We start from the raw sequence: 20,049 nt of genomic DNA on the forward strand, positions 1-20,049 counted from the left end.
GGAAAGACCATAATAATACATAGATTGTTTTAATGACCGAAAGGAGATTTTTCATCACATGAAAGCTTTAGTATTAACTGAAAATAAGCGTATGGAACTTCAAGAAGTTTCTGAGGAGCCATTAGCAGATAATGAAATGAAGGTGAAGGTGAAATACGTGGGCATATGCGGTACTGACAAGCATTTGTTTCATGGTCAGCCAGGTTCCGCACAAGCCAATCCGCCGATCGTTTTAGGACACGAAATTTCCGGGGTAATTGCAGAAGCAGGAAAAGGTGTGAAAAGCCAACTCAAAGTCGGGGATCGTGTAACCATAGATCCGAATATTTCATGCGGCTACTGTGATTATTGCCATGAAAATAAGCCTCAGCTTTGTGTTAACATGCAAGCAATCGGTGTTACACGCGATGGCGGAATGGCAGAGTATGTCAATGTGCCAGAAACCAATATATATAAGATTCCCGACAGTCTAAGTTTTAAAGAAGCCGCGATGGCTGAACCGGTCAGCTGTGTTGTATATGGAATAAGGCAACTAACAATTAAACCGCAATACACAGCCCTCGTGGTAGGCGATGGCATTATTGGACAAATGTTTACGCAATATCTGGCAAATAGAGGATTGAAGAAAGTCGATGTCAGCGGCCGTAATCCGAAAAAAGTTGAGACGTTAAAAAAAATTGGGGCAACAAAAGTTTTCAATCCTGAAAAAGAAGAGCATGATGAAAAATATGATATCGTCATTGAATGTGTCGGCGTAACGGCTACACTGGAACGTGCAATAAACTTCGCACGCCGTGGCGGTCAAGTCTTAATGTTCGGCGTCTCCAACCCAGATGACTTAATTCAAGTGAACGCCTACGATATATTCTTTAAAGAGTTAACCATTAAAGGCGCATTCGTCAATCCTTATTCCATGCGAGATGCTATACATATCTTAGCTGACAAAACAGTTGATGCCGAGCAGCTAATCACGCATGAAATCAATCTTGAAGATGTCCCTGATGTTTTGGCAGGAAATATCAATTACAAAATTACCAAAGCTATCATTAAGTTGGATGATGAATGAATCATCCCGTAAACAGTGAAAATTGATTAAATCAACTTTGACGTGCAGAGTTCTTATACCAGCATAACTCTGCACGTCATTTATTTCTCCGCAATTTTTTGAAATATACCCCAAAAATATGGAGTTTATCTGAAATCGACCAGGTAAAAATGATTGAAAGAAATGTGTCATATTTGAACATGTTTTGTTATAATAGAAAATGTTTTGTTATACTCATACTCAGAACATTTCATCTGCTCCATTAGAAAAATTTCTTTTATAGAAAAAGCCAGGTTGTTTTTGCTAATAAATGTTGATATTGACCCAAACTACCTCCACTTGGAGTTTTGAATTCTAAGAAACATATTATTAACAACACAACAATGCAGCTCCTAATTAGGGGCTTATTACTTTTAAGTAGGGATATACTGCTTTATATATGAAAAAAATTCAAGTGGAGCACTAAAGAAACAGTTGTAAAACATAATCAATTAAAAGCTTGTCAATATCAAAAGAAGCTTAAGGAACGGATAAGGAGTTTCAATCGCACGAGCATATTTTTATTATAATAAGGAGGAACAATGAGATACGTAATTGGAATCATCGGTTTATTAATAACTTTGGGTTTAGCCTGGATCGTCAGCAATAATAAAAAGGACATTAAATATCGTCCGATTGCAGTCATGATTGTGATTCAATTTCTTCTCGGATTCTTATTGTTAAGAACAACGGTAGGAAATTGGCTAATTAAAGGGATCTCAAATGGGTTCTCTGAACTTTTGAATTTTGCGAATCAAGGCATCGATTTTGTTTTCGGCGGATTAGTAAATGCAAATCAGATGAGCTTTTTTGTCAGTGTATTACTACCGATCATTTTTATTTCAGCCCTGATCGGTATTCTGCAGCATTGGAGGATACTTCCCCTTTTCATTACCGGCATAGGTTTTCTTCTAAGCAAGATTAACGGTATGGGAAAACTGGAATCTTATAACGGTATTGCGTCAGCAATTTTGGGACAATCCGAAGTTTTCATATCAGTCAAAAGACAACTTGGAAGCTTGCCTCCGCATCGCTTGTATACGCTTTGTGCTTCTGCGATGTCGACGGTATCTATGTCTATTGTCGGTTCGTATATGGTTTTGATCAAACCTGAATATGTCGTCACTGCTATATTTCTTAATCTATTTGGCGGATTTATTATTGCATCAATTATCAACCCCTACAATGTATCATCGGAAGAAGATGTTATCAAAATTGAAGATTACGAAAAGAAACAAACCTTCTTTGAAGTCCTTGGTGAATACATTATGGACGGATTTCGCGTAGCCTTTACTGTCGCAGCCATGTTAATTGGATTCGTTGCTCTCATCGCAATGATTAATGCTGTATTTAACGGCATATTTGGCATCAGCTTCCAAGAAATCATGGGATACATCTTCGCTCCATTCGCTTTCTTAATGGGTGTTCCTTGGAATAGCGCCGTCGATGCAGGAAGCATTATGGCAACCAAATTAGTGACAAATGAATTTGTTGCAATGACCAATTTATCACAAGGTAATTTTGCTTTTTCAGAACGAACAACAGCGATTGTTTCTGTCTTTCTTGTTTCATTTGCAAATTTCTCATCCATCGGGATTATTGCTGGAGCGGTGAAAGGATTACATGCTGAAAAAGGTAACGTTGTCGCACGATTTGGCCTCAAATTGGTCTATGGCGCAACACTTGTTAGCTTTTTAACAGCCATCATTGTTGGGCTGATTTACTAAATTTTTCGAAACGAATTTATGAAAATAGGGCTCTTTTCTTTGGTAGTATGCAAATACCGGAGAATGGAGCTCTTGATATATCCGAAATGTATAGCTGACTGCTGACTTTTTCAGATAACCTGGCAATCCCTTTCGATAGAGAGAAAATTTCTACTTCGGCGGCGGAGCATGCCTGACTATATGAAGGAATCCAAGCCCTGAATTGTTTAAGCTCTCCTGCCGTTTTCCTCTGAGATTTCGTTTCCAAACATGTCTTTACCAATGATTCCTTCAGCCACGCCATTAGCTGAGGCAAGTCCGTAGATTCCCATTTCCGATTTTTGCAGGATGTCGAAGCCTTTTCTGTTTTTGTAAGCGTCAATAGTATAGGTAGCGTCTACACCTTTTCGGCCACCCCAGCCGATCGCCGGGAAAAATCCAGCTGCCGCAAGTGCACCGGCTGTAACGCGGTCTGTCTCACTCAGCATTTGCTTGGTAACAGGGTCAATGCCCTGTGTTACTCGTACATAATCATAATAACCTGAGAATTCTCCTGTAAAGTTGCAGGCAGCATCCCATGCTTTGTCCAGCAAAGCGCGGTATTCGAGTTCTTTTTGTTCCTTAACGAGACGCCTGGAATCCTCTTGCTCGTTTTTCATCATCAGGTAGTCGTTGTTGAGCTTTTTGGCCTCCACTCTCATTTGGAAAACGTCACTGTTGCGATAGGCAGTTGCGTTAAAGTGCAGCGGAGTGACTTGTCCATTCTTTTCCGTGGAAGCAAGCAGCTGCCGGTACAGCGCGGCAACAATCGACTCATCCTCTTCAAGCATTGAATATTCGCTTTTGAGGCTGCTGTCTAAGGAATTGATCTTCTCAATTGTTTCCGACCGATGTTGTTCTGCATCATTGAATGCGGAAGTAATCGGATATTTGGTAAATGCCTCGATTGGAACAAGATCATCAATCTTGTTAAGTGTTGCTTTTAATTCTGCCTGCTGCTCAGTCACGATTTTCTCTGAGACGTTGAGTCCAAAAGAAACATCATCCTCTAAAAATGGCAAGTGCACCACCGTTTCTCCGGAAAGCTCATGCTCCTCAATGATACCGGAAATGCTTTTCATGAACGCTTCGTTTTTATCTATTAAATCAAGCCAAGCGTTCACTACATCTACTTGCGCGCCATAAAATCCTTTAATCGCCTCTGCCCCTTTTCCTTCAAAGCCATCGAGTCCAATTAGATTTTGAAACGCTTTTTTTAACCGGACCATTTGATCCCTAAATTCAGAATATTCATTGATCCGTTCATTCATAGCTGATATTAAAGTTTTTGCTTCATATATTTTCATCATACCCACAAGATGCCCTTTCATTTTGGATTTTTCTGTTGGTTCATCTTGTTGTTTTTTGCCAAATTGGTTTCATATGGATAGTGTAAGGATATTTAGACCAGGTTGGAATAGGTATTTTCTCCTTTTCAGAGGAAAAAGATTGGAAATTAAGCGGAAGAACAGATTAATTTACATTCTTTGACTGAACTTAGTGAACGATTTATTGTTGAATCCGGATTTGTGGGAGGAATTTAAAGGTTTAAAACAATTTTCATGTAAATTTCGTGTTAAGCAAGAGAAAAGATGTTCAAGGATTTATTTTGCTTATCTATGATTCAACCAGTGTTTATCAAAAATGTATATTAAATGTGCCCTTCACGGACATTATAGAACGAAATGTAAAAGAGACCCTAAAAAACTAGAGTCTCTTTCAAAGATTCTGAAATTAACGAAGAAGCTGTAAAACTCCTTGTGGTTGTTGGTTGGCTTGCTTTGCCGCTATGCCTTTCGGCGATAGAATAGACTATATCTTCACCCATTTTCATGGGGCTGGGCACTTCGAATGATTTCTCATCCTACGAATCTCATTGCCATAGCTTTAAACTTTAGGCAGTGCATTCTAGTCGTTGAACCTTCCCCATCCTTTCGGAACAGGGGCTTGGCTGCTGATTATCCAATCTCTTCTGTTTTCAAACCCTCACACTTGCCGTTTCCAGCTATGCTGTGGTCAGAAAAGCTCTAAGGAAGTTCCAGCAATTCACCCAGTGATGATCTAATCCATTGCCGGACTAGACGCCCTGCAATCAATTATCTAAGAAGTTGAAGCACTCCTTTAGGCATTTGATTGGATTGAGCCAACATTGCTTGTGCTGCTTGACCAAGAATAGAATTCTTCGTTTGACCCATCATTTCTTTCGCCATGTCTACGTCACGAATACGAGATTCAGCAGCTGTTAGATTTTCAGAAGATGTTCCCAGGTTGTTGATTGTGTGTTCTAGGCGGTTTTGGTTTGCACCTAATTTAGAACGTTCAGCAGAAACTTTATCAATTGCAGATTGAATTTTAGTTACCGCAGAAGCTGCTGAATCATGAGAAGATACATCTAGAGCTTGCTCAGTAATCGTACTGCTTGTTCCATCAGTAACTCCTAATTTGGCATCAGTACCAGTAGTGGTAATTCCTAGTGCACTTGCTCTCATATCAGCAATATCAAGGGATAAGCTTTGATTTTCGTTTGCACCAATTTGAAATTTAAGACTTTTAGTAGAATCTGTTGATCCATCCTTATCACCATTCAATAACTTTTGAGTATTGAATTCTGTTGTATTACCAACACGGTTTATTTCAGAAGTAAGGGAGTTAATTTCTTTTTGAATTTCGCCACGGTCAGTATCTATATTTGTATCGTTACCACCTTGAACAGCCAGTTCACGCATACGTTGAAGAATATCGTGAGTTTCGTTTAATGCTCCCTCAGCAGTCTGGATCAAAGAGATCCCGTCCTGTGCATTTCGAGAAGCTTGATCCAAACCACGAATTTGCCCACGCATTTTTTCAGAGATAGCTAGACCAGCAGCATCATCACCTGCACGATTAATACGAAGTCCGGAAGATAATTTTTCCATTGATTTTGATTGAGCGTTAGAAGCTGCACCTAATTGTCGATGCGTATTCAGCGCCGCAATATTGTGATTAATTCTCATTGTTTTGATTTCCTCCTTGAGTGTATGTTCGCACGTCCTTGTGCTTTTTTGCAGAAGCAAGAGGGCGGCCGTCCCTGCTGCTTGCTACATGTTTAATATCGGTCTTTCGTCGCACAAGTTTACAAATTGGCACAAAAAAATCCTCACTTTTTTTGTGAGGATAAGAGACTCAATAGATTGCCTGAGAGATTTGCTGCTCTGCTGTTCTCTTCCTGGATGGCGACGTAAATTTCTTTACGGTGGATGTCGATGTGCCTTGGGGCTTCGATGCCGATTTTGATTTGGTCGCCTTCGATGGCGATGATTTTAATTTCAATGTCATCGCCGATTTGGATGCTTTCGTTTTTCTTTCTTGAGAGAACGAGCATGCTTAAGCACCTCCAATTAGGTGCTTTGTTTGATAGGCAGCGTCTTGCAGGATGACCTGCTTTGCCAGCTTGTTCTTACGATTGACGATGACCGGAGCTTTTAAGTTGGCCGTTGTTTTTTCAAACGGTTCTTCAATCGTTAATAGCACGATAACTTCGACGTCTTCTGTTGATTCCAGTTCCAGCATTTCTGTTGTAGCTTCATCCAGATCGAATTCATAGTCTTTAAAAAACAGAAAAGGGCTTGTTACGATGAAGGCAAGCTCCTCTGTCGACACCGATTGCAGGACTAGAAACGGTGAATCCTCGGATAACGGGAGGATGGCAAATTTCTTTTCATTTAAAAATCCGGGCAGACCGTTTTCAAAGGAGAGGATCTCCTCCTCGTGAATGGCGGTTTCACCATGGTATCTCGTTTGGATAATCATACGTTCATTCCTTTATTCGCTTATTCTTCAGGCGGAATCACGTCGATATGCAGAGAAGGCTTCTGTTGCATATCAATCGTGACCTCACCGGGGCTATAACCTATTATAGGCTTTTTCGGGGTCACTTCAATCATTGGTTTTTGCGGTTCCGCTTCAACCTTGACCTGTGCCGGCTCATAATTTGTTTTTACGCTAAAATGAGAAGGGATAAAACCGATATTGAATTCAAAAGGACGCCGCTCGCTGTTCTGTTTTGCTTGCTCAGGCATCGGGTTCCCCTTGTTTTCAATCCTCATCATTTCGTTACCTTGGCTCGCTCTTCTTGACATCCCCTCTAAGACATCCTGCTTTCCCCGATTAGCTGCTTCTTCAATCCGTCTGAAAATATGCTTTAAGTCCATATCCTCCCATGCCTGCGTCTGATCAATCGTAAGCTTTCCAGGAGTCGTTGTGATTTCCAGCTTGGCAGGCGGTTGCTTGATGTCAATATCAGCAGGCTCTTGCTCAATCGACACGTTAGCAGATCGTATCGTAATACCGATCCGTCCTTGAGTGCTTTCCATCATTAGCCTTGGAAGCTGCATATTCAGTCCTCCTCACAACACTTTCTTGTTACTAAATTCAATCCACATGAATGACAATCTCATTACCTGTTGATTTTCTAAGAAAAGGAGCACTTTTTTCCTTAAAAACGAAATCAAAGCCTGAAATGTCATCAGGTAATGGTGGGGAGATGATATAATTGTTCGTCATCTGCCCTTCCGATCCAGATCCACCGGAAAAACTGCAATTAAAGTGATCATTTATATACAATTCAAAAAATTTATGATGTTCTCTGTTCTCTGTTCTCTCGATCAACTTTGTTATCATGCCAATCAATATTAAAATTGACCACACTGGCATTCGAATACTGTCGGATAAAGGTAACTGTAATACTCTCCTTGTTCAACCGATTATAATACAGGAATATACTTTCTAAAATCCTTTGGTTCAACGACTGGTCGAAATTCGTCCTCATCCATTAACGTCAAAAATATCGATCTTAAAAGCTCCTCATAATGGCCGTATTCTTCAGCCCATCTCGAGATCTCTTCTAGAGGTGGAAATCCCGGATTATTGTTTGAAATTTCCTTCCGTTGCTTTAATAACGCACAAATTTGTTCATTAATCGAGAGAATCCGTTCATCATAATGGTCAGTGGGACGTTCAAATGGAATTTTTTCATTTATATTCCTCATTTTCCAAATATTGTGTTACATTCTATCATAACAGATTCGGTAGCTGATTGGTTGCCATTTTTAATCCTAGTAAAATTATCTACGATCTAAGGGTCCGTTGCTACCTTCTGGAGAAAAGACTAAACCACTTGCTTAATTGCACAAAAAAGAGCCGGAATCGCACAGTTTACCGAGATAATTGCACAGAAGAGTGCCGGAATTGCACAGTTTCCCGAGAAAATTGCACATAAGAGCAACAAAAATGCACAGTTCTATTAGATATTTGCACAGAAATGGTCAAGAATTGCACAATTTACTATGATAATTGCACAGATCCCCTGACACCTTTCATGATTTCTAATCATCTCACTGGCGCACCAGCCCACCACGCATTTCCAACAAAGCACTTCTCCTATGATAGATATTCGAACTTTCCAATCTTAATCAAAAAAGCGTGCTCAGGAAGCCCAAGCCGCTTATCTTAAAAAGTCAATCAAGGTTGGCTGAATAATCCGCGAATTGGTTGATAGTGCTGCTCTGTGGACGCTCTCTTGGGAAAGTAAATCGGTAATGACTTTTTCAAAATCAACATCTTCATTATCAGAAAGCATTCTCGTCGCTACGACCTTTTGCTGCTCCAGTCGGCTTTCTACCAATTCCATCCGATTTGTTCGCGCGCCTATGTCTGAACGCTCAGCAATCATTTGATTGGAAAACCCGTCAATATCACTTAAAAAAGACTTTTCGTTGTTTAGAGTTCCTGTTTTGAGTTCATTCTCTAAATCAGTCAGCATTTCAAAGATATTTTGCCCGCTTGTAGAGCTTCCGCCAAATGCTTCGTTCGGATCGGAGTTGACTTTTAGCGTTACTCCTTTTGAGACATTGATATTTACATCAGAGGTGCTTTCATAGTTTTCAAAGTTATATGTGTATGAGCCATCATCATTTTTCACAATTGGGGCTTGGTCCGTTTTCGTCCCATTAAAAATATACTTTCCTGCGACCTGTGAATTGGCCGAACTAATCATTTGTTCCTTTAATTGGCCAATTTCGACGCCGATCGCCTTTCTTTCTTCGAGACCGTTTGTTTCATTATTTGCACTAACGACCAATTCTCTGATACGAGAGAGGACATCGATGCCTTCGGTTATATTTGTTTCTGTATTATCAAGCCATGAGCCCGCCTCTGTTAAATTACGTGTATACTGATTCACTTCCTCAAGTGACGTTCGGTTTTGCATACTTTTCATCGCGACTACAGGATCGTCGGAAGCCCTTGTGATTTTCTTTCCAGTTGACAGTTGATTCTGCAGCTTTCCCATTTTCTCGTAGCTAGAAGTAATATGGCGCAACGAGTTTTGTGAAAGCATTCCTTGAGTGATTCGCACAGCTCTATTCCCTACCTTCCAACGACACCCATGCCGTTAATGATTTTATCCAATATTTCGTCCTGCAAGGTAATCATTCGGGCTGAGGCATTGTACGCATGCTGGAATTGGATCATGTTCGTCATTTCCTCATCGAGAGAAACCGCGCTGACCGTTTGCCTCCGTTGATCGGCGATTGATGTCAAAAGTGTGCTGTTGCTGGCGAGACGATTGGCTTCTCTTGCTTTAACCCCCATCTCGCCTATCACTCCTTCATAGTAATCAGCTATCGCGGGATCATTTTTTACTTCAGCAAGCCTGGTCGCGTTGCTTCCGTCACCTAGGTCTCCATTTCCGGAAGCCGCGATATTATCGGTTGATGCTTTGATCGTATCCGCTACTTTAATGAGAGAAGCTGCTCCTGACGATAAGTTTCCTCCGGGATTGAAATCAAAAAATGCCGCTCTATTATCGCCTTTTAATGTTGTTCCGCTCTGGTGAACAGCATTAAATTTTTCAGCAAATGAATGAGCCATCTGATCGAGCTTTTGCAGCATCTCCGGAAATACACCTTGCTCTTTGCCGGCAGATTCGATGGACCCATAGGAATCCATTAGGCTTTTCACCTTGCCGATACTCGTAAACTGATCAGCATTAATGGTCTGGCTGCCCACTTTCATTCCACTGACAAGTCCCGAACCATTGTCATACTCAACATTCATCTGATTGAATTGATTGGTGTTTCCATTCAGTAGAGATCCAAGCGTATTTTTATTTGCATCTAATAGCTCGATATTAACTGTCCCTTCCGCCATTGGAAGGGCTTGACCTTTCGGATCGTTATAAGTGACATTAATATTTGCATAGGTGGTTAGCTCGTCCAGCAATTGATCGCGCTGGTCGTACAAATCGTTCGGGAGATAACCATTCGGCTCGACCTGTCCGATTTGTTTATTAATCTCATTTAACTGGCTGACAAGTGAATTGACCGTATCCGCCCCGTTTTCTAAATCTTTTCTTAGATTGCCCTGGACATTTTTTAACGAGTCGGACAAATAATTAAACGTTTCAGCGACGGCCGTACCATTTTCAACGACTACCGACCGTGCGCCTGAGTTGCCGGGACCCGCGGCAAGATCCTGAAGCGATCCCCAAAATTTATTCATTGTGCTGGTTAAGCCGTTGTCGCCGATTTCATTCATTATGTCTTCCATTTGCTTCATAGCATCCGCTCGTGATTGCCAATATCCTGTTTTGTTGTTTTCATCGCGGTACTGACCATCTAAAAAGCTGTCTCTGACCCGCTCGACCGTTTGCGCATTGACGCCTGTACTCATTTGTCCGGGAATGGCAGGGCTGTTCATTGAAATGGATGGATAAGGATTTCCGGCCTCAAATGTTACCCTTTGCCTTGAGTATCCGGGAGTATTAGCATTGGATATATTATTTCCCGTAGTATGTAGGGCGGATTGCTGCGCATACATTCCCTGCTTGGATATTTCAAGACCCATAAAGGTCGATCTCATTTTATTTCCTCCGTTCTAAGCCTGTGAATCAAACAAAGCGAGACGATTTCCGGTTTGCGGTTTTCCTTTTTTCGCTTGTCCATAGTTGCCCGTTTCTGAATTTTTTGGAGCGATCATGTCAAAGGTAAGGGAAACAAATTGAAGGGCTTGGTGAGTTAGCTGCTGATTGATCGAATTGACTTCCTGAAGCTTCGCTAAGAGTGGAGCCAGCCTGCTGTAAAGCGCTTCGAATTTCGTTTTGTCTTCGCCTTCAGCTTTATCGATGCAGTTACTAATTGTCGCCTCCGTTTGATAGCCGAGAAACGCAGCTGTAAGCTCTTCTCTTTTTCTTTCTGTCTGATCAATCGCCTGGAGATACTTTTTTTCTTTAGTCAGGATGAGTGAGAGCAACTTTAGATCATCCTTTTTAATCGCTTCTGTCTTCTCTTGAGACAGCTTTAATAAATGTTCATGTAACGTGCAAAGCTTGTCCAGTTCATCCAACACAGGTTGAGCTGACATGATTTCATTCCTTTCTTACTTGTTTTTATAGAAGTTCACCAGTTTTTCCGCGATTCCTTTTGCATCAATTTCGTAGGTGCCGCTGTCGATTTTCCGTTTCAACTCCGCAAGTTTTTCTTGTCTCTCCATATTAACCTCCGGAGCCTTTTGAAGTTCTTTTGCTTGTTTAGATATTTCAAGCTTATCCTGCTTTGGGGACTTTGCCGGTTGTGTATTCTGCTTTTCATATGTTTTAAGGTAGGGATTAATCGGCTGCGTACTCATTCGATTAATTTTCATAGTGGTTCACTCACTTTCAAGTTACGGTCTGGCATATTATCTTACTTCCTTTATCGACAGCATTTCAAGGAAGTTTAGGCGGTTGATTGTTTTTGGTTCGAATGGCATAATACGTTTCTTTTGAACTAGATTTATCTATAGTATTTGCTGGTTCGCTCTGATTCAAAGGATCTAATTGATTTGTCATTTCTTCACGGCACTTTGCGCAAAATCGCTGCTCGCGAATGATTGTTTTGCAGCGTTCACACGGATAGCCAAGGTTCGGAAATTTGGAAAGCTGAATCCGTTTTTGTCTAATGAATTTCAAGATTAACTCTTCACGGACTCCGGTCTCTTCAGATACCTGAAGCAATGTAGTCTGCCGGTTTTTTTGCTTTCTTAAGAAATCATAGACGACGTCAAACTGTTTTTCTTCCTCTTTTAAGCAAGCATGGCAAATAGATTGCCACTCATTTTTCACAAACAAAGCGTTGCACTTTGGACAATTTGCTAATTGATTCATCTTGCACGGCTCCAATCTTCTTGTTACCTATACTATCGGCAAACACGCTGATTTTTTCAGCTCCTGATTAGTGTAAAAGAAGAAATAGAATTCGCACCGCCGATTTTCTTTAAGCAACGAGCAGCCTGGTGAAGCGTCGATCCTGTCGTATATAAGTCATCGATCAAAATAAGATCCTTTCCGAAAACAGAATGATGTTCTGTCGTAAAAACATCATCTTGCCGCAGACGTTCTCTCCGGCTTTTTTTCGATTGCTTTTCTTTTTTCTTCCTTATTAAAGGATGAGCGGTGGGGAGGTCTAACAGAGAAGCAAGAAGCTCAGTTTGATTAAAGCCTCTTTCCTTGATTCTATCTTCACTCAATGGAATAGGAACTAAGGTATAAGATTTATTAGGATAAGAAGATTTGAACGCGGATAAAAAGGAGGACTCAAAGGCATACACTAGCTCGGCATCGCCTCTGAATTTATATCTGGCAAGCGCTTCCTTCATTTCTTCCGTATAAAGAAATACAGAGCGGTTTTGTGTCAGCAGCCCTTTCGTCTCGGGATCAGCTTCCCATTGAAGGCAATCGTGGCACAGTTCTTCTGCTGTCTGTTCTCTGCCGCACTTTTTGCAGAGACTACCTGATATTCTTTGAAATTTATTTCGGCAATCCAGACATAATCGCTCGGCTCTTTTTGTATAAAGCAGGGAACTCCAAATGAAATCCTTGTCCAGTTTGGCTTCGCATAATAAACAGATCTTCATATTTCTTTCCACTTGCAATGGGGAGATTTTGACTCGATAGCTGCTGCCTCAACTAAAATCACAAGCAAGGAGGTCTTTGTTTGACGATCAACGAGATCTGAGGTGACAAATGCGAGCTTGTCAGAATCCGAGATATATTTCGGCTTGACGTTGTTTAATGAAATTGCCATCACATCGTCTAAGCACTTCTCGCACGTACATGGCATATTCAAATCATCCACATATTGATGAAGAAGAGCCTTAAAGACCACTTCCTTTGCATTGATCAGCATACGGTCAACTCCTTATTACTTTTTGTTCATACTATCATTTTTTTGTAATTTTTAACACCTGTTGATTTGCTGGTCACGCAGAGCTATTTGGTTCATCTCTTTTATATGGGCTCTGGCTTCCAGCATTGCTTTTGTTTTTCCGTAATGAAAGAAGACGACATGCCCTTTTGCGAATTCCGGATGCCGCCCGGCTCTTCCGGCAATTTGGACTAGCGCGCTTTCGGTAAAGATCGCGGATTCCGCACCGAGCACACCGACCTGGGCATTTTTCACGGTGACTCCTCTTTCAAGAATCGTGGTCGTCACGAGTATTTGGAGCTGTTGATCTCTGAACTGCTGGACCTTTTCTTTTCTCATTTTATCTTCTGCGTGAACTCCTTCAGTAAAATATCCGATGCGTTTTAATAGCTTCACCGTTTGTGTAAGATTCGGAATCGTTGGGACAAATAAAAAGATCGGATTGTTCTTCTCGCAATGGTTTTTCACCCAATTCGTTAACACGAGAGGCAGTTTGTTTTTTGATAATTTTTTCTCCCAGTTTCCGATCCATTTCCATGAGGGCTCAGGCAAGGGACGCCGATGAAATCTGGCTGGAATGCGGACGGCATGCAGCTGGCCTTTTTCTACATCACGTTTCATTTCCTTTGATGGGGTTGCGCTTAAGTATATGCAGGCACTGACATGTTTTCTTGCCTTCTTTACGGCGAACTGCAGCTTTTTATCAGCTGAATAAGGAAAGGCATCGACTTCATCAATAATGATGACGTCAAAGGCATTTTTATAGCGGAGGAGCTGATGAGTCGTTGAGATAGTGAGCGGCTTACGTGTGCCGCGGTCTTTACTTCCTCCGTAAAGCGCGGCGATCTCGAATCCGGAAAACGCGTCCTTTAGCCTTGGAGCAAGCTCTAGCACGACATCCGTTCTAGGAGTTGCAATGCATACGAGCTTGCCATTCCTTATCGTACCAGCATCCTCGGCAAATAAATCATAAATTCGGTTCAACGCTTTTTTCCGAGTACGGATTTTCTCAAAAGGCACGATCAGCTTATCGACAAAATGGAGAACCGGTTTAATCTGCAGCAGTCCGCCAATAAAGGCTTGAGCTCCGCTTAGTCGCCCTCCCCGCTGCAAATGAGCCAAATCATCGACCATAAAATAAGCCCGCGTCCGTTTTTTCAGCGCTTCTAAGTGCTGAAGTATCTCCTCCGGTTCCATGCCTTGTTCCGCTAATTCTGATGCTTCAATCGCATAAAATCCTTGAATCATGCAGCTGATCTCAGAATCAAAAGGATATACTTTGATGTTTTCCGCCATTTCTCCTGCTGAAACACTGCTCGAAAAGGTTCCGCTAATCCCGCTGGACAAATGCACGCTGATCACCGCATCGTAAGACTCCGCCAGCTTTTCGTACATCGTGAGAAATTCTCCAAAAGACGGCTGAGAAGTGGTCGGCAGCTCCTTCAATTCTTTTACTTTTTCATAATAATCAGGCCAGCTTAAATCAACTTCTTCTTTATAGGATCTGCCCTCAATCACGACGTTAAGAGGTATCATATAAATATTATGCTTTTTCATGATGTCTTCAGGTATGTATGCTGTACTGTCGGTCAAAACCGCTATTTTCATATAAACAAAACCTTTCACGTCTTTCTTCTTATTTTAGCTAGAAGATGAATAGATTGGCAAGGTTGTTTATAGGAAGATTTTCATAACTTCCAAGAGTAGAAAAGAGCTAAGATACCTTTTTGGTCAACTGTTATCTTTATATAGTTCAAAATAGCCTCTTTGCATCACCAAGAGTATTTCTTAAAAAACTAGCATTTTCACCAATCACTTCATTAGGTAGGAGCACGACTTGATGTGGAGCAACGCATAATAACATAGTAGGTGAAGCCAGTATATAGAATAGCTGAGTCCTGTGCGGAGAATCATGCGTGGAGAGGCTCCATATCATGTCATCATGATGATGATAAATAGATCCCGATAGAAAAAGGGAGCAATTCCTTTTAACGAGGAAATTACTCCGGGGTTTTTCTATATTTCCACTTTTTTGAGGCTAGACCACTACTCTAGCAGGATTTTTATTTATTAAATTTAGTGTTTTCTTTAGGGCCATTTCGTGTTTTCATGCAAAAACATAAATTCTAAATATAAGCAACAAAGCGGCCTAGAGCAATAATAGCTATCCATAGAAATATGGAGCAAATTGCTGCTGCTTTGACAGATGAAAACTCTTTAATTTCTATTTCTGCACATTTTAAGTTTCTCACATGAAAAACAAATGCATTGATACCAGCTAGCAAAATGAGCAATATTTTTATTTGAAAAGCAGTATTGTTCATCAAAGCCCTTGGATCATTTAAAAAAAGAAAAGTACCGGATAGGACAACTAGAAAAAAACCTAAATGGGCAAGGGGCAACAAGAAATCTGCTGTTTTTTTTACTGACAAGAATTTTCCATAACCTAATAACCTGAGATCAAACAACGCTGTACTCCCCGTCAATATGGCCAATCCTAAAATGTGGACTACTTCTGATATAGGATAAAACCAAGGATTTATACGTACAGATTGTGAGAGTAAGGTACCTTCAAGCCAAATTAGACTGTTTACGAAAGGTGAGAAGACAATAAACTGGGAAAATATCATCAGAGAAAAAAGGGCTGTAAAAAGAGAAATTGAAAAAAACGACAAGCTAATTTTCATCTTTTTTCGATTTAACATCACTCACCCTCGTTTCCATAATTTCCGCCACACAACAATTGCTGCTAAAATGCCGAATAGAACAAAAAGCCCTACAATCCAGAGAATGGGTTGATTCGCTTCAAACAGTGAATCTTTCTGTTGTTCTTCATTCATGGCAATTGATTCTTGGTCCGAATTGTTAAGGGAAGCTGCAGATGAATCAGCATCCCGTTTACAATTTGTTTCCGGAAGAGAAACAGAGCGTTGGCGGACACTTCGATTTTCGTCAAATACAATCAATTCAGGTCTGACTTCTTTCTGAGAATCACAACTGATATAGCCAAATACTGCTATTTCTTCTCCTGTTTGAGGAGCTTCCGGCATTCCCCATTCATTTAGTCGTGTTGTTGGAGCCAATATGAGAGTCCAATTTCCACCGGGACTCGGCAATACTTTAAGATTCTCTAGTGTGTTTTGGAAATTCAGTTCTTCAAGTTCAGGCGGGACATCAATTTCTTTGATATTTTCAGCAAGGGTCAGTTTATCCGGAACACGTATAATAAGTTCTGGATGCGGATTTTTCCAATTTACTTCCACCACTGTTCCAGAGAAGTACAAAGGCTGTGAAGTGTCGAAATAAGACCATCCGTGATGTGCTTGTACAGAAGTATTTTGAATCAACGAAGAAATAAGGATCCCAATAAAAAGAATCAACGTTATTCCTTTATGCAATTGCAGCATAAAACTAGCACCTCTTTTAAAGTTTTATTTGGTTCATGCTACTCTCCTTTTATTATGAAATCGATTTTATTATTCGTCTAATATATAATTACTTATAATCTTATATATAGGAGATATTAATAAAATGGAAATAAGGCATTTACGTTATTTTATCGCTGTAGCTGAAGAATTAAATTTTACACGTGCGGCCGAACGCTTGAAGATGGCACAGCCACCCTTAAGCCAACAAATCAAGGAGCTTGAGAATGAATTAGGCACAAATCTTTTTCGTCGTACAAAACGAAAAGTAGAGTTGACTGAGTCTGGGCGAGTCTTTCTCACTGAAGCACGTCATACCCTCCAACAACTGCAAAAGGGAGTGGAAATGACAAGGTTAGCTGCCAGAGGAAAAGTTGGACGGTTGAGAGTCGGTTTTATAGGTTCGGCCATGGACCGATATTTAATAGAAATTATCCAAGCCTATACATCAGCTTTTCCAGAAGTCACTTTGTCCCTAAAAGAGATGACCTCATCTCAACAATTGGAGGCGCATCAAGCAAATAGGATTGATATCGGATTTATGCGGACTTTTATTTGCAATGAAAATTATGAATCAAAAATTTATTCAGAAGAACCATTGGTTGCTGTTCTGCCCGAAAAACACCCTTTAGCAGAAAAAGGGAGTATTTCAATTAAAGAAATTGGAAACGATCCTTTTATTTTTTTTCCTAGAAAATACGGGAGTTATTTTTATGATCTGTTGACCAATTTTTTCAACCGTCATGGTATGTCGCTAAACGTTGTCCAGGAAGCGATACACATGCATACGATTGTAAATCTTGTGGCCACAGAAATAGGTGTTTCCGTAGTTCCAGAGTCTGTTCAAAATTTTCAGCGTCCTGGTATAAAATATCTCTATATTAAGGAGGAGACCCCAGACATCACCCTTTGTTATACATGGTGTAAAAACAATACGTCGAGTGTATTGAAAGCTTTTATTAAGTTAATTAGTGAATCTTCAATCAATAATTAAGGTGAAACTTCAATCAGTGGGGGTTTTGTTCGTCCCCACTGATTGTTAGGTGAACCAATCGGGCTTTTACGGGCAGTTGATTCCCCCCCTAGACTTCTGAGGATTGACCTAAGTCTTTAGAGGTGGGGGCTTACTGCCCGTTAATGCGGGATAAATTTTGGTTTACTTTATAATTGAAGGAGATTGCGATTTTTAATTGGGGATAGATAGATTTGGCGCTTAGGGGGAGCCATGAGAGTCAGTGAAGAAAAAGTAAAAGGTAAGTTTTTTGAAACAGAGGATTGTTCATCCGGGAGTCAAATTATCGGACAAAGGAATTTGTATGGTTGAAATGACGGAACTGGCATTTTATCCGACCTATTCCGTTTCCGTCATATATCGTACCATTATTGAATTATATCCGACCATTATCGCCGTATATCCCCCCTTCCTCGGAATATATCCCCTATAAACAGCAAAAACCCCTTGCATATTCGCAAGGGATTTTTTATTATCGCATTTCCACCCAGCCGTTTTTAATGGCGACGACCACTGCCTGGGTTCTGTCGTTTACGTTCATTTTTTGCAGGATGTTGCTGACGTGATTTTTTACTGTTTTTTCGCTGATGAATAATGATTCGCCGATTCCTCGGTTGCTTTTTCCATCTGCAAGCATTTGCAGCACTTCGCATTCTCTTCTGGTCAGAATATGCAAAGGCCGGCGGATTTCCGGAAAGACTTCATGCTGTGTAGTTGCCGGAGCGCCGCTTACTGCCAGACGGCGGAATTCGTTTACTAGGTTGTGCGTAACCTTTGGATGGAGGTATGATCCTCCTTCTGCTACAACTTTTACTGCTTCAATTAGCGTATCTGCATCCATTTCCTTTAGCAGATACCCGCGAGCGCCGGTTTTTAATGCATGGGTTACATAATTTTCATCATCATGTATAGATAATATAATGACCTTAGATTCAGGGTAGAGCTCAACAAGCTGTTTTGTTGCTTCCACGCCATTCACTTTCGGCATGTTGATATCCATGATGACTACATCCGGATGATAATGTTCAACGATGCGCGCAGCCTCGTCTCCGTCATCTCCTTCAGCAATAACCTCAAAGGTTGGTTCAAAATCCAAAATACGTTTGACACCTTCACGGAATAACTGATGATCGTCAATAATGACTATGTTTACTTTATTCACAAGCCACGCCTCCCCATTCTTATTTTTCTATACTGTCGAAATTGGGTCAATATGTCTTTTGTCTCTATTTTCATAGAACAAAGGGTACTTGGACCATAATAAAAGTCCCAAGACCTATTTTTGAATCAATCGTTATTTTTCCGTCTAGCAGATCTACTCTTTCTTTCATGCCAAGCAGTCCAAATGATTTGCTTTTATTTTTGCCTGTTTCTTTTATATCAAAGCCTTTTCCATTATCTCGAATAATCAATGTGACGGCTGAATTTGTCATTTCTACTTTGACAGATATCTCAGTGGCTTCCGAATGCTTCATGGAGTTTGTCACTGCCTCTTGCGCGAGCCGGAAGAGGGCGACCTCGAACTGGGGAGGCATCCGGACCGTCTCTGTATCCCCAATTGTCGAAAAAAGAATTTTAATTTTGCCATTGTATTCTTCCGTTGTATTTAAATACTTTCTAAGAGTCGGGATGAGCCCCAAGTCATCAAGAGCCATTGGACGAAGATCATAGATAATTCGTCTCACTTCGTACAAAGCGTTTCTCACATTTTGCCTTAAGCCCCGAATTTCCTTAAAGCCTTCTTCGGTTCCCCTGTCTCTAAAAATTCGTTCGATGAGCTCAGACCTCATCATCACACTGGCCAGCATTTGTGCAGGGCCGTCATGAATTTCTCTTGATACTCTTTTTCGTTCTTCCTCCTGAGCTTCAATAATTCGAAGTCCAAAATCCTGCTTTGCCTGAGCATCCTGAAGCAAAATCCCAACCTGACGAAGATCCTGATTTAAATAGTTTAAAACAACAGTAATTTGGCTTACCAGCGATTCTGAGCGTTCAATGATTTCCTGCAGGCCGAGCAGGCGGCGCTCCAAATCATCACGCCTCTCACGGAGCTGTTTTTCGCGTTGCTGAATCATCGTCAACTCTACCTGCAGCTTGTGGGCTTTTTCGTATGCTGTTCGGATTTCTTCCTCACTGAATTTATGGAAGTTTTTGCTGACTTCAGAAAGTCTTCCTCTGGCCATGCGTGTATGAACCTCAAGCTTGTCCCCAACCTCGATAACTTCATTTACCTGCTGCTTCACTTGCTTTAGTTCTTCTACAGACTGTTCATATTGCTGACGGGATTGTTCACCGATCTGGAAGACTTCATCCTTACTTCCATCAACGGTACTCAGCATTCTCACGATGATCGAGTCTAGTACATTGGAATCTATTTTCTTGGAAGTTCCCAACCTTTTTCCCTCCGTACATTGCATTGTTATCTATTTGTAATTATCGTTATCATTGATCTAAGAAACATGTCGATTTATAATGAAAGAATGCGCATACGTTATATGATGTGCAATATTCTTTTCTATCATAACAAAATACGAACAAAAATACTAAGGTAAGTAAGAAATTG

General features: G+C 40.8%; 21 protein-coding genes. 3 read left to right on the plus strand and 18 right to left on the minus strand.

The window, feature by feature from the left end:
- The first annotated feature begins 58 nt into the window (after nucleotides 1–58).
- The gene (locus AM592_RS13570; RefSeq protein WP_053604284.1) at nucleotides 59–1,066 is read left to right on the plus strand and encodes a zinc-dependent alcohol dehydrogenase family protein; all 1,008 of its coding nucleotides are present in this window, start codon (nucleotides 59–61) and stop codon (nucleotides 1,064–1,066) included.
- 560 nt (nucleotides 1,067–1,626) lie between these two features.
- Nucleotides 1,627–2,811, plus strand: a complete 1,185-nt coding sequence (locus tag AM592_RS13575; RefSeq protein WP_053604285.1) for a NupC/NupG family nucleoside CNT transporter — start codon at nucleotides 1,627–1,629, stop codon at nucleotides 2,809–2,811.
- Between the two features lie 206 nt (nucleotides 2,812–3,017).
- Here the strand turns inward: AM592_RS13575 and AM592_RS13580 are convergent, their stop codons facing one another.
- The 16 genes from AM592_RS13580 to AM592_RS13655 all read right to left on the minus strand — a co-directional run bounded on the left by AM592_RS13580 (nucleotide 3,018) and on the right by AM592_RS13655 (nucleotide 16,456).
- Nucleotides 3,018–4,139, minus strand: a complete 1,122-nt coding sequence (locus tag AM592_RS13580; RefSeq protein ID WP_158320305.1) for a ribonuclease YeeF family protein — start codon at nucleotides 4,137–4,139, stop codon at nucleotides 3,018–3,020.
- Between the two features lie 786 nt (nucleotides 4,140–4,925).
- Entirely contained in the window at nucleotides 4,926–5,822 is an 897-nt protein-coding gene (hag, locus tag AM592_RS13585) for a flagellin Hag (protein ID WP_053604287.1), read from the minus strand.
- A 143-nt stretch (nucleotides 5,823–5,965) separates the two neighbouring features.
- Nucleotides 5,966–6,190 carry a carbon storage regulator CsrA gene (gene csrA, locus AM592_RS13590; RefSeq protein ID WP_053604288.1) on the minus strand — a complete coding sequence of 75 codons (225 nt, stop codon included), beginning with the start codon at nucleotides 6,188–6,190 and terminating at the stop codon, nucleotides 5,966–5,968.
- A 2-nt stretch (nucleotides 6,191–6,192) separates the two neighbouring features.
- Nucleotides 6,193–6,618 carry a flagellar assembly protein FliW gene (fliW, locus tag AM592_RS13595; protein ID WP_053604289.1) on the minus strand — a complete coding sequence of 142 codons (426 nt, stop codon included), beginning with the start codon at nucleotides 6,616–6,618 and terminating at the stop codon, nucleotides 6,193–6,195.
- A gap of 20 nt (nucleotides 6,619–6,638) precedes the next feature.
- Nucleotides 6,639–7,202: a DUF6470 family protein gene (locus tag AM592_RS13600; protein ID WP_053604290.1), complete on the minus strand. Its 564-nt coding sequence runs from the start codon at nucleotides 7,200–7,202 to the stop codon at nucleotides 6,639–6,641.
- Between the two features lie 369 nt (nucleotides 7,203–7,571).
- Nucleotides 7,572–7,856: a hypothetical protein gene (locus tag AM592_RS25190; RefSeq protein WP_312883794.1), complete on the minus strand. Its 285-nt coding sequence runs from the start codon at nucleotides 7,854–7,856 to the stop codon at nucleotides 7,572–7,574.
- Between the two features lie 455 nt (nucleotides 7,857–8,311).
- A complete protein-coding gene (flgL, locus tag AM592_RS13610; RefSeq protein WP_053604291.1) occupies nucleotides 8,312–9,223 on the minus strand; it encodes a flagellar hook-associated protein FlgL in 912 nt (303 codons plus the stop codon).
- Between the two features lie 11 nt (nucleotides 9,224–9,234).
- Nucleotides 9,235–10,728, minus strand: coding sequence for a flagellar hook-associated protein FlgK (gene flgK, locus AM592_RS13615; RefSeq protein WP_053604292.1), 1,494 nt, complete (start codon nucleotides 10,726–10,728; stop codon nucleotides 9,235–9,237).
- A 15-nt stretch (nucleotides 10,729–10,743) separates the two neighbouring features.
- Nucleotides 10,744–11,229 carry a flagellar protein FlgN gene (locus AM592_RS13620; RefSeq protein WP_053604293.1) on the minus strand — a complete coding sequence of 162 codons (486 nt, stop codon included), beginning with the start codon at nucleotides 11,227–11,229 and terminating at the stop codon, nucleotides 10,744–10,746.
- A gap of 15 nt (nucleotides 11,230–11,244) precedes the next feature.
- Nucleotides 11,245–11,508, minus strand: coding sequence for a flagellar biosynthesis anti-sigma factor FlgM (gene flgM / locus AM592_RS13625; protein WP_053604294.1), 264 nt, complete (start codon nucleotides 11,506–11,508; stop codon nucleotides 11,245–11,247).
- Between the two features lie 64 nt (nucleotides 11,509–11,572).
- The gene (locus AM592_RS13630) at nucleotides 11,573–12,010 is read right to left on the minus strand and encodes a TIGR03826 family flagellar region protein (protein ID WP_053604295.1); all 438 of its coding nucleotides are present in this window, start codon (nucleotides 12,008–12,010) and stop codon (nucleotides 11,573–11,575) included.
- A 56-nt stretch (nucleotides 12,011–12,066) separates the two neighbouring features.
- Nucleotides 12,067–12,759 (minus strand): amidophosphoribosyltransferase, encoded by a 693-nt coding sequence (locus AM592_RS13635; protein ID WP_053604296.1) that lies wholly within the window; start codon nucleotides 12,757–12,759, stop codon nucleotides 12,067–12,069.
- The gene (locus tag AM592_RS13640) at nucleotides 12,756–13,031 is read right to left on the minus strand and encodes a late competence protein ComFB (protein WP_053604297.1); all 276 of its coding nucleotides are present in this window, start codon (nucleotides 13,029–13,031) and stop codon (nucleotides 12,756–12,758) included. Before AM592_RS13640 ends, AM592_RS13635 begins: the two co-directional genes overlap by 4 nt.
- 51 nt (nucleotides 13,032–13,082) lie before the next feature.
- Nucleotides 13,083–14,657, minus strand: a complete 1,575-nt coding sequence (locus AM592_RS25005; RefSeq protein ID WP_082364347.1) for a DegV family protein — start codon at nucleotides 14,655–14,657, stop codon at nucleotides 13,083–13,085.
- Nucleotides 14,658–15,175: 518 nt separating this feature from the next.
- Entirely contained in the window at nucleotides 15,176–15,754 is a 579-nt protein-coding gene (locus AM592_RS13650; RefSeq protein WP_053604299.1) for a DUF6644 family protein, read from the minus strand.
- A 3-nt stretch (nucleotides 15,755–15,757) separates the two neighbouring features.
- Entirely contained in the window at nucleotides 15,758–16,456 is a 699-nt protein-coding gene (locus AM592_RS13655; protein WP_053604300.1) for a DUF6152 family protein, read from the minus strand.
- Nucleotides 16,457–16,580: 124 nt separating this feature from the next.
- Between AM592_RS13655 and AM592_RS13660 the strand changes: the two genes are divergently transcribed.
- Nucleotides 16,581–17,468: a LysR substrate-binding domain-containing protein gene (locus AM592_RS13660; protein WP_053604301.1), complete on the plus strand. Its 888-nt coding sequence runs from the start codon at nucleotides 16,581–16,583 to the stop codon at nucleotides 17,466–17,468.
- A gap of 490 nt (nucleotides 17,469–17,958) precedes the next feature.
- Here AM592_RS13660 and degU read toward each other — a convergent pair whose 3' ends face one another.
- Complete coding sequence (degU, locus tag AM592_RS13665; protein ID WP_053604302.1) at nucleotides 17,959–18,648, minus strand: two-component system response regulator DegU; 690 nt, start codon at nucleotides 18,646–18,648, stop codon at nucleotides 17,959–17,961.
- Nucleotides 18,649–18,718: 70 nt separating this feature from the next.
- Nucleotides 18,719–19,903 (minus strand): two-component sensor histidine kinase DegS, encoded by a 1,185-nt coding sequence (locus tag AM592_RS13670; protein ID WP_053604303.1) that lies wholly within the window; start codon nucleotides 19,901–19,903, stop codon nucleotides 18,719–18,721.
- Between the last annotated feature and the right edge of the window lie 146 nt (nucleotides 19,904–20,049).

This window comes from Bacillus gobiensis (genome assembly GCF_001278705.1).
Taxonomy (GTDB): Bacteria; Bacillota; Bacilli; order Bacillales; family Bacillaceae; genus Bacillus; species Bacillus gobiensis.

Excerpts from the sequence above, each read along its gene's own strand:
- flgM (WP_053604294.1), bottom strand. The coding sequence starts at position 11,508 with ATGAAAATTAATCGAATGAGTACGCAGCCGATTAATCCCTACCTTAAA.
- AM592_RS13650 (WP_053604299.1), bottom strand. The coding sequence starts at position 15,754 with ATGTTAAATCGAAAAAAGATGAAAATTAGCTTGTCGTTTTTTTCAATT.
- AM592_RS25005 (WP_082364347.1), bottom strand. The coding sequence starts at position 14,657 with ATGAAAATAGCGGTTTTGACCGACAGTACAGCATACATACCTGAAGAC.
- flgK (WP_053604292.1), bottom strand. The coding sequence starts at position 10,728 with ATGAGATCGACCTTTATGGGTCTTGAAATATCCAAGCAGGGAATGTAT.
- fliW (WP_053604289.1), bottom strand. The coding sequence starts at position 6,618 with ATGATTATCCAAACGAGATACCATGGTGAAACCGCCATTCACGAGGAG.
- AM592_RS13620 (WP_053604293.1), bottom strand. The coding sequence starts at position 11,229 with ATGTCAGCTCAACCTGTGTTGGATGAACTGGACAAGCTTTGCACGTTA.
- AM592_RS13630 (WP_053604295.1), bottom strand. The coding sequence starts at position 12,010 with ATGAATCAATTAGCAAATTGTCCAAAGTGCAACGCTTTGTTTGTGAAA.
- csrA (WP_053604288.1), bottom strand. The coding sequence starts at position 6,190 with ATGCTCGTTCTCTCAAGAAAGAAAAACGAAAGCATCCAAATCGGCGAT.
- AM592_RS13575 (WP_053604285.1), top strand. The coding sequence starts at position 1,627 with ATGAGATACGTAATTGGAATCATCGGTTTATTAATAACTTTGGGTTTA.
- AM592_RS13660 (WP_053604301.1), top strand. The coding sequence starts at position 16,581 with ATGGAAATAAGGCATTTACGTTATTTTATCGCTGTAGCTGAAGAATTA.
- AM592_RS13670 (WP_053604303.1), bottom strand. The coding sequence starts at position 19,903 with ATGCAATGTACGGAGGGAAAAAGGTTGGGAACTTCCAAGAAAATAGAT.
- hag (WP_053604287.1), bottom strand. The coding sequence starts at position 5,822 with ATGAGAATTAATCACAATATTGCGGCGCTGAATACGCATCGACAATTA.
- AM592_RS13655 (WP_053604300.1), bottom strand. The coding sequence starts at position 16,456 with ATGCTGCAATTGCATAAAGGAATAACGTTGATTCTTTTTATTGGGATC.
- AM592_RS13570 (WP_053604284.1), top strand. The coding sequence starts at position 59 with ATGAAAGCTTTAGTATTAACTGAAAATAAGCGTATGGAACTTCAAGAA.
- AM592_RS13580 (WP_158320305.1), bottom strand. The coding sequence starts at position 4,139 with ATGATGAAAATATATGAAGCAAAAACTTTAATATCAGCTATGAATGAA.
- AM592_RS13640 (WP_053604297.1), bottom strand. The coding sequence starts at position 13,031 with ATGCTGATCAATGCAAAGGAAGTGGTCTTTAAGGCTCTTCTTCATCAA.
- AM592_RS13635 (WP_053604296.1), bottom strand. The coding sequence starts at position 12,759 with ATGAAGATCTGTTTATTATGCGAAGCCAAACTGGACAAGGATTTCATT.
- AM592_RS25190 (WP_312883794.1), bottom strand. The coding sequence starts at position 7,856 with ATGAGGAATATAAATGAAAAAATTCCATTTGAACGTCCCACTGACCAT.
- AM592_RS13600 (WP_053604290.1), bottom strand. The coding sequence starts at position 7,202 with ATGCAGCTTCCAAGGCTAATGATGGAAAGCACTCAAGGACGGATCGGT.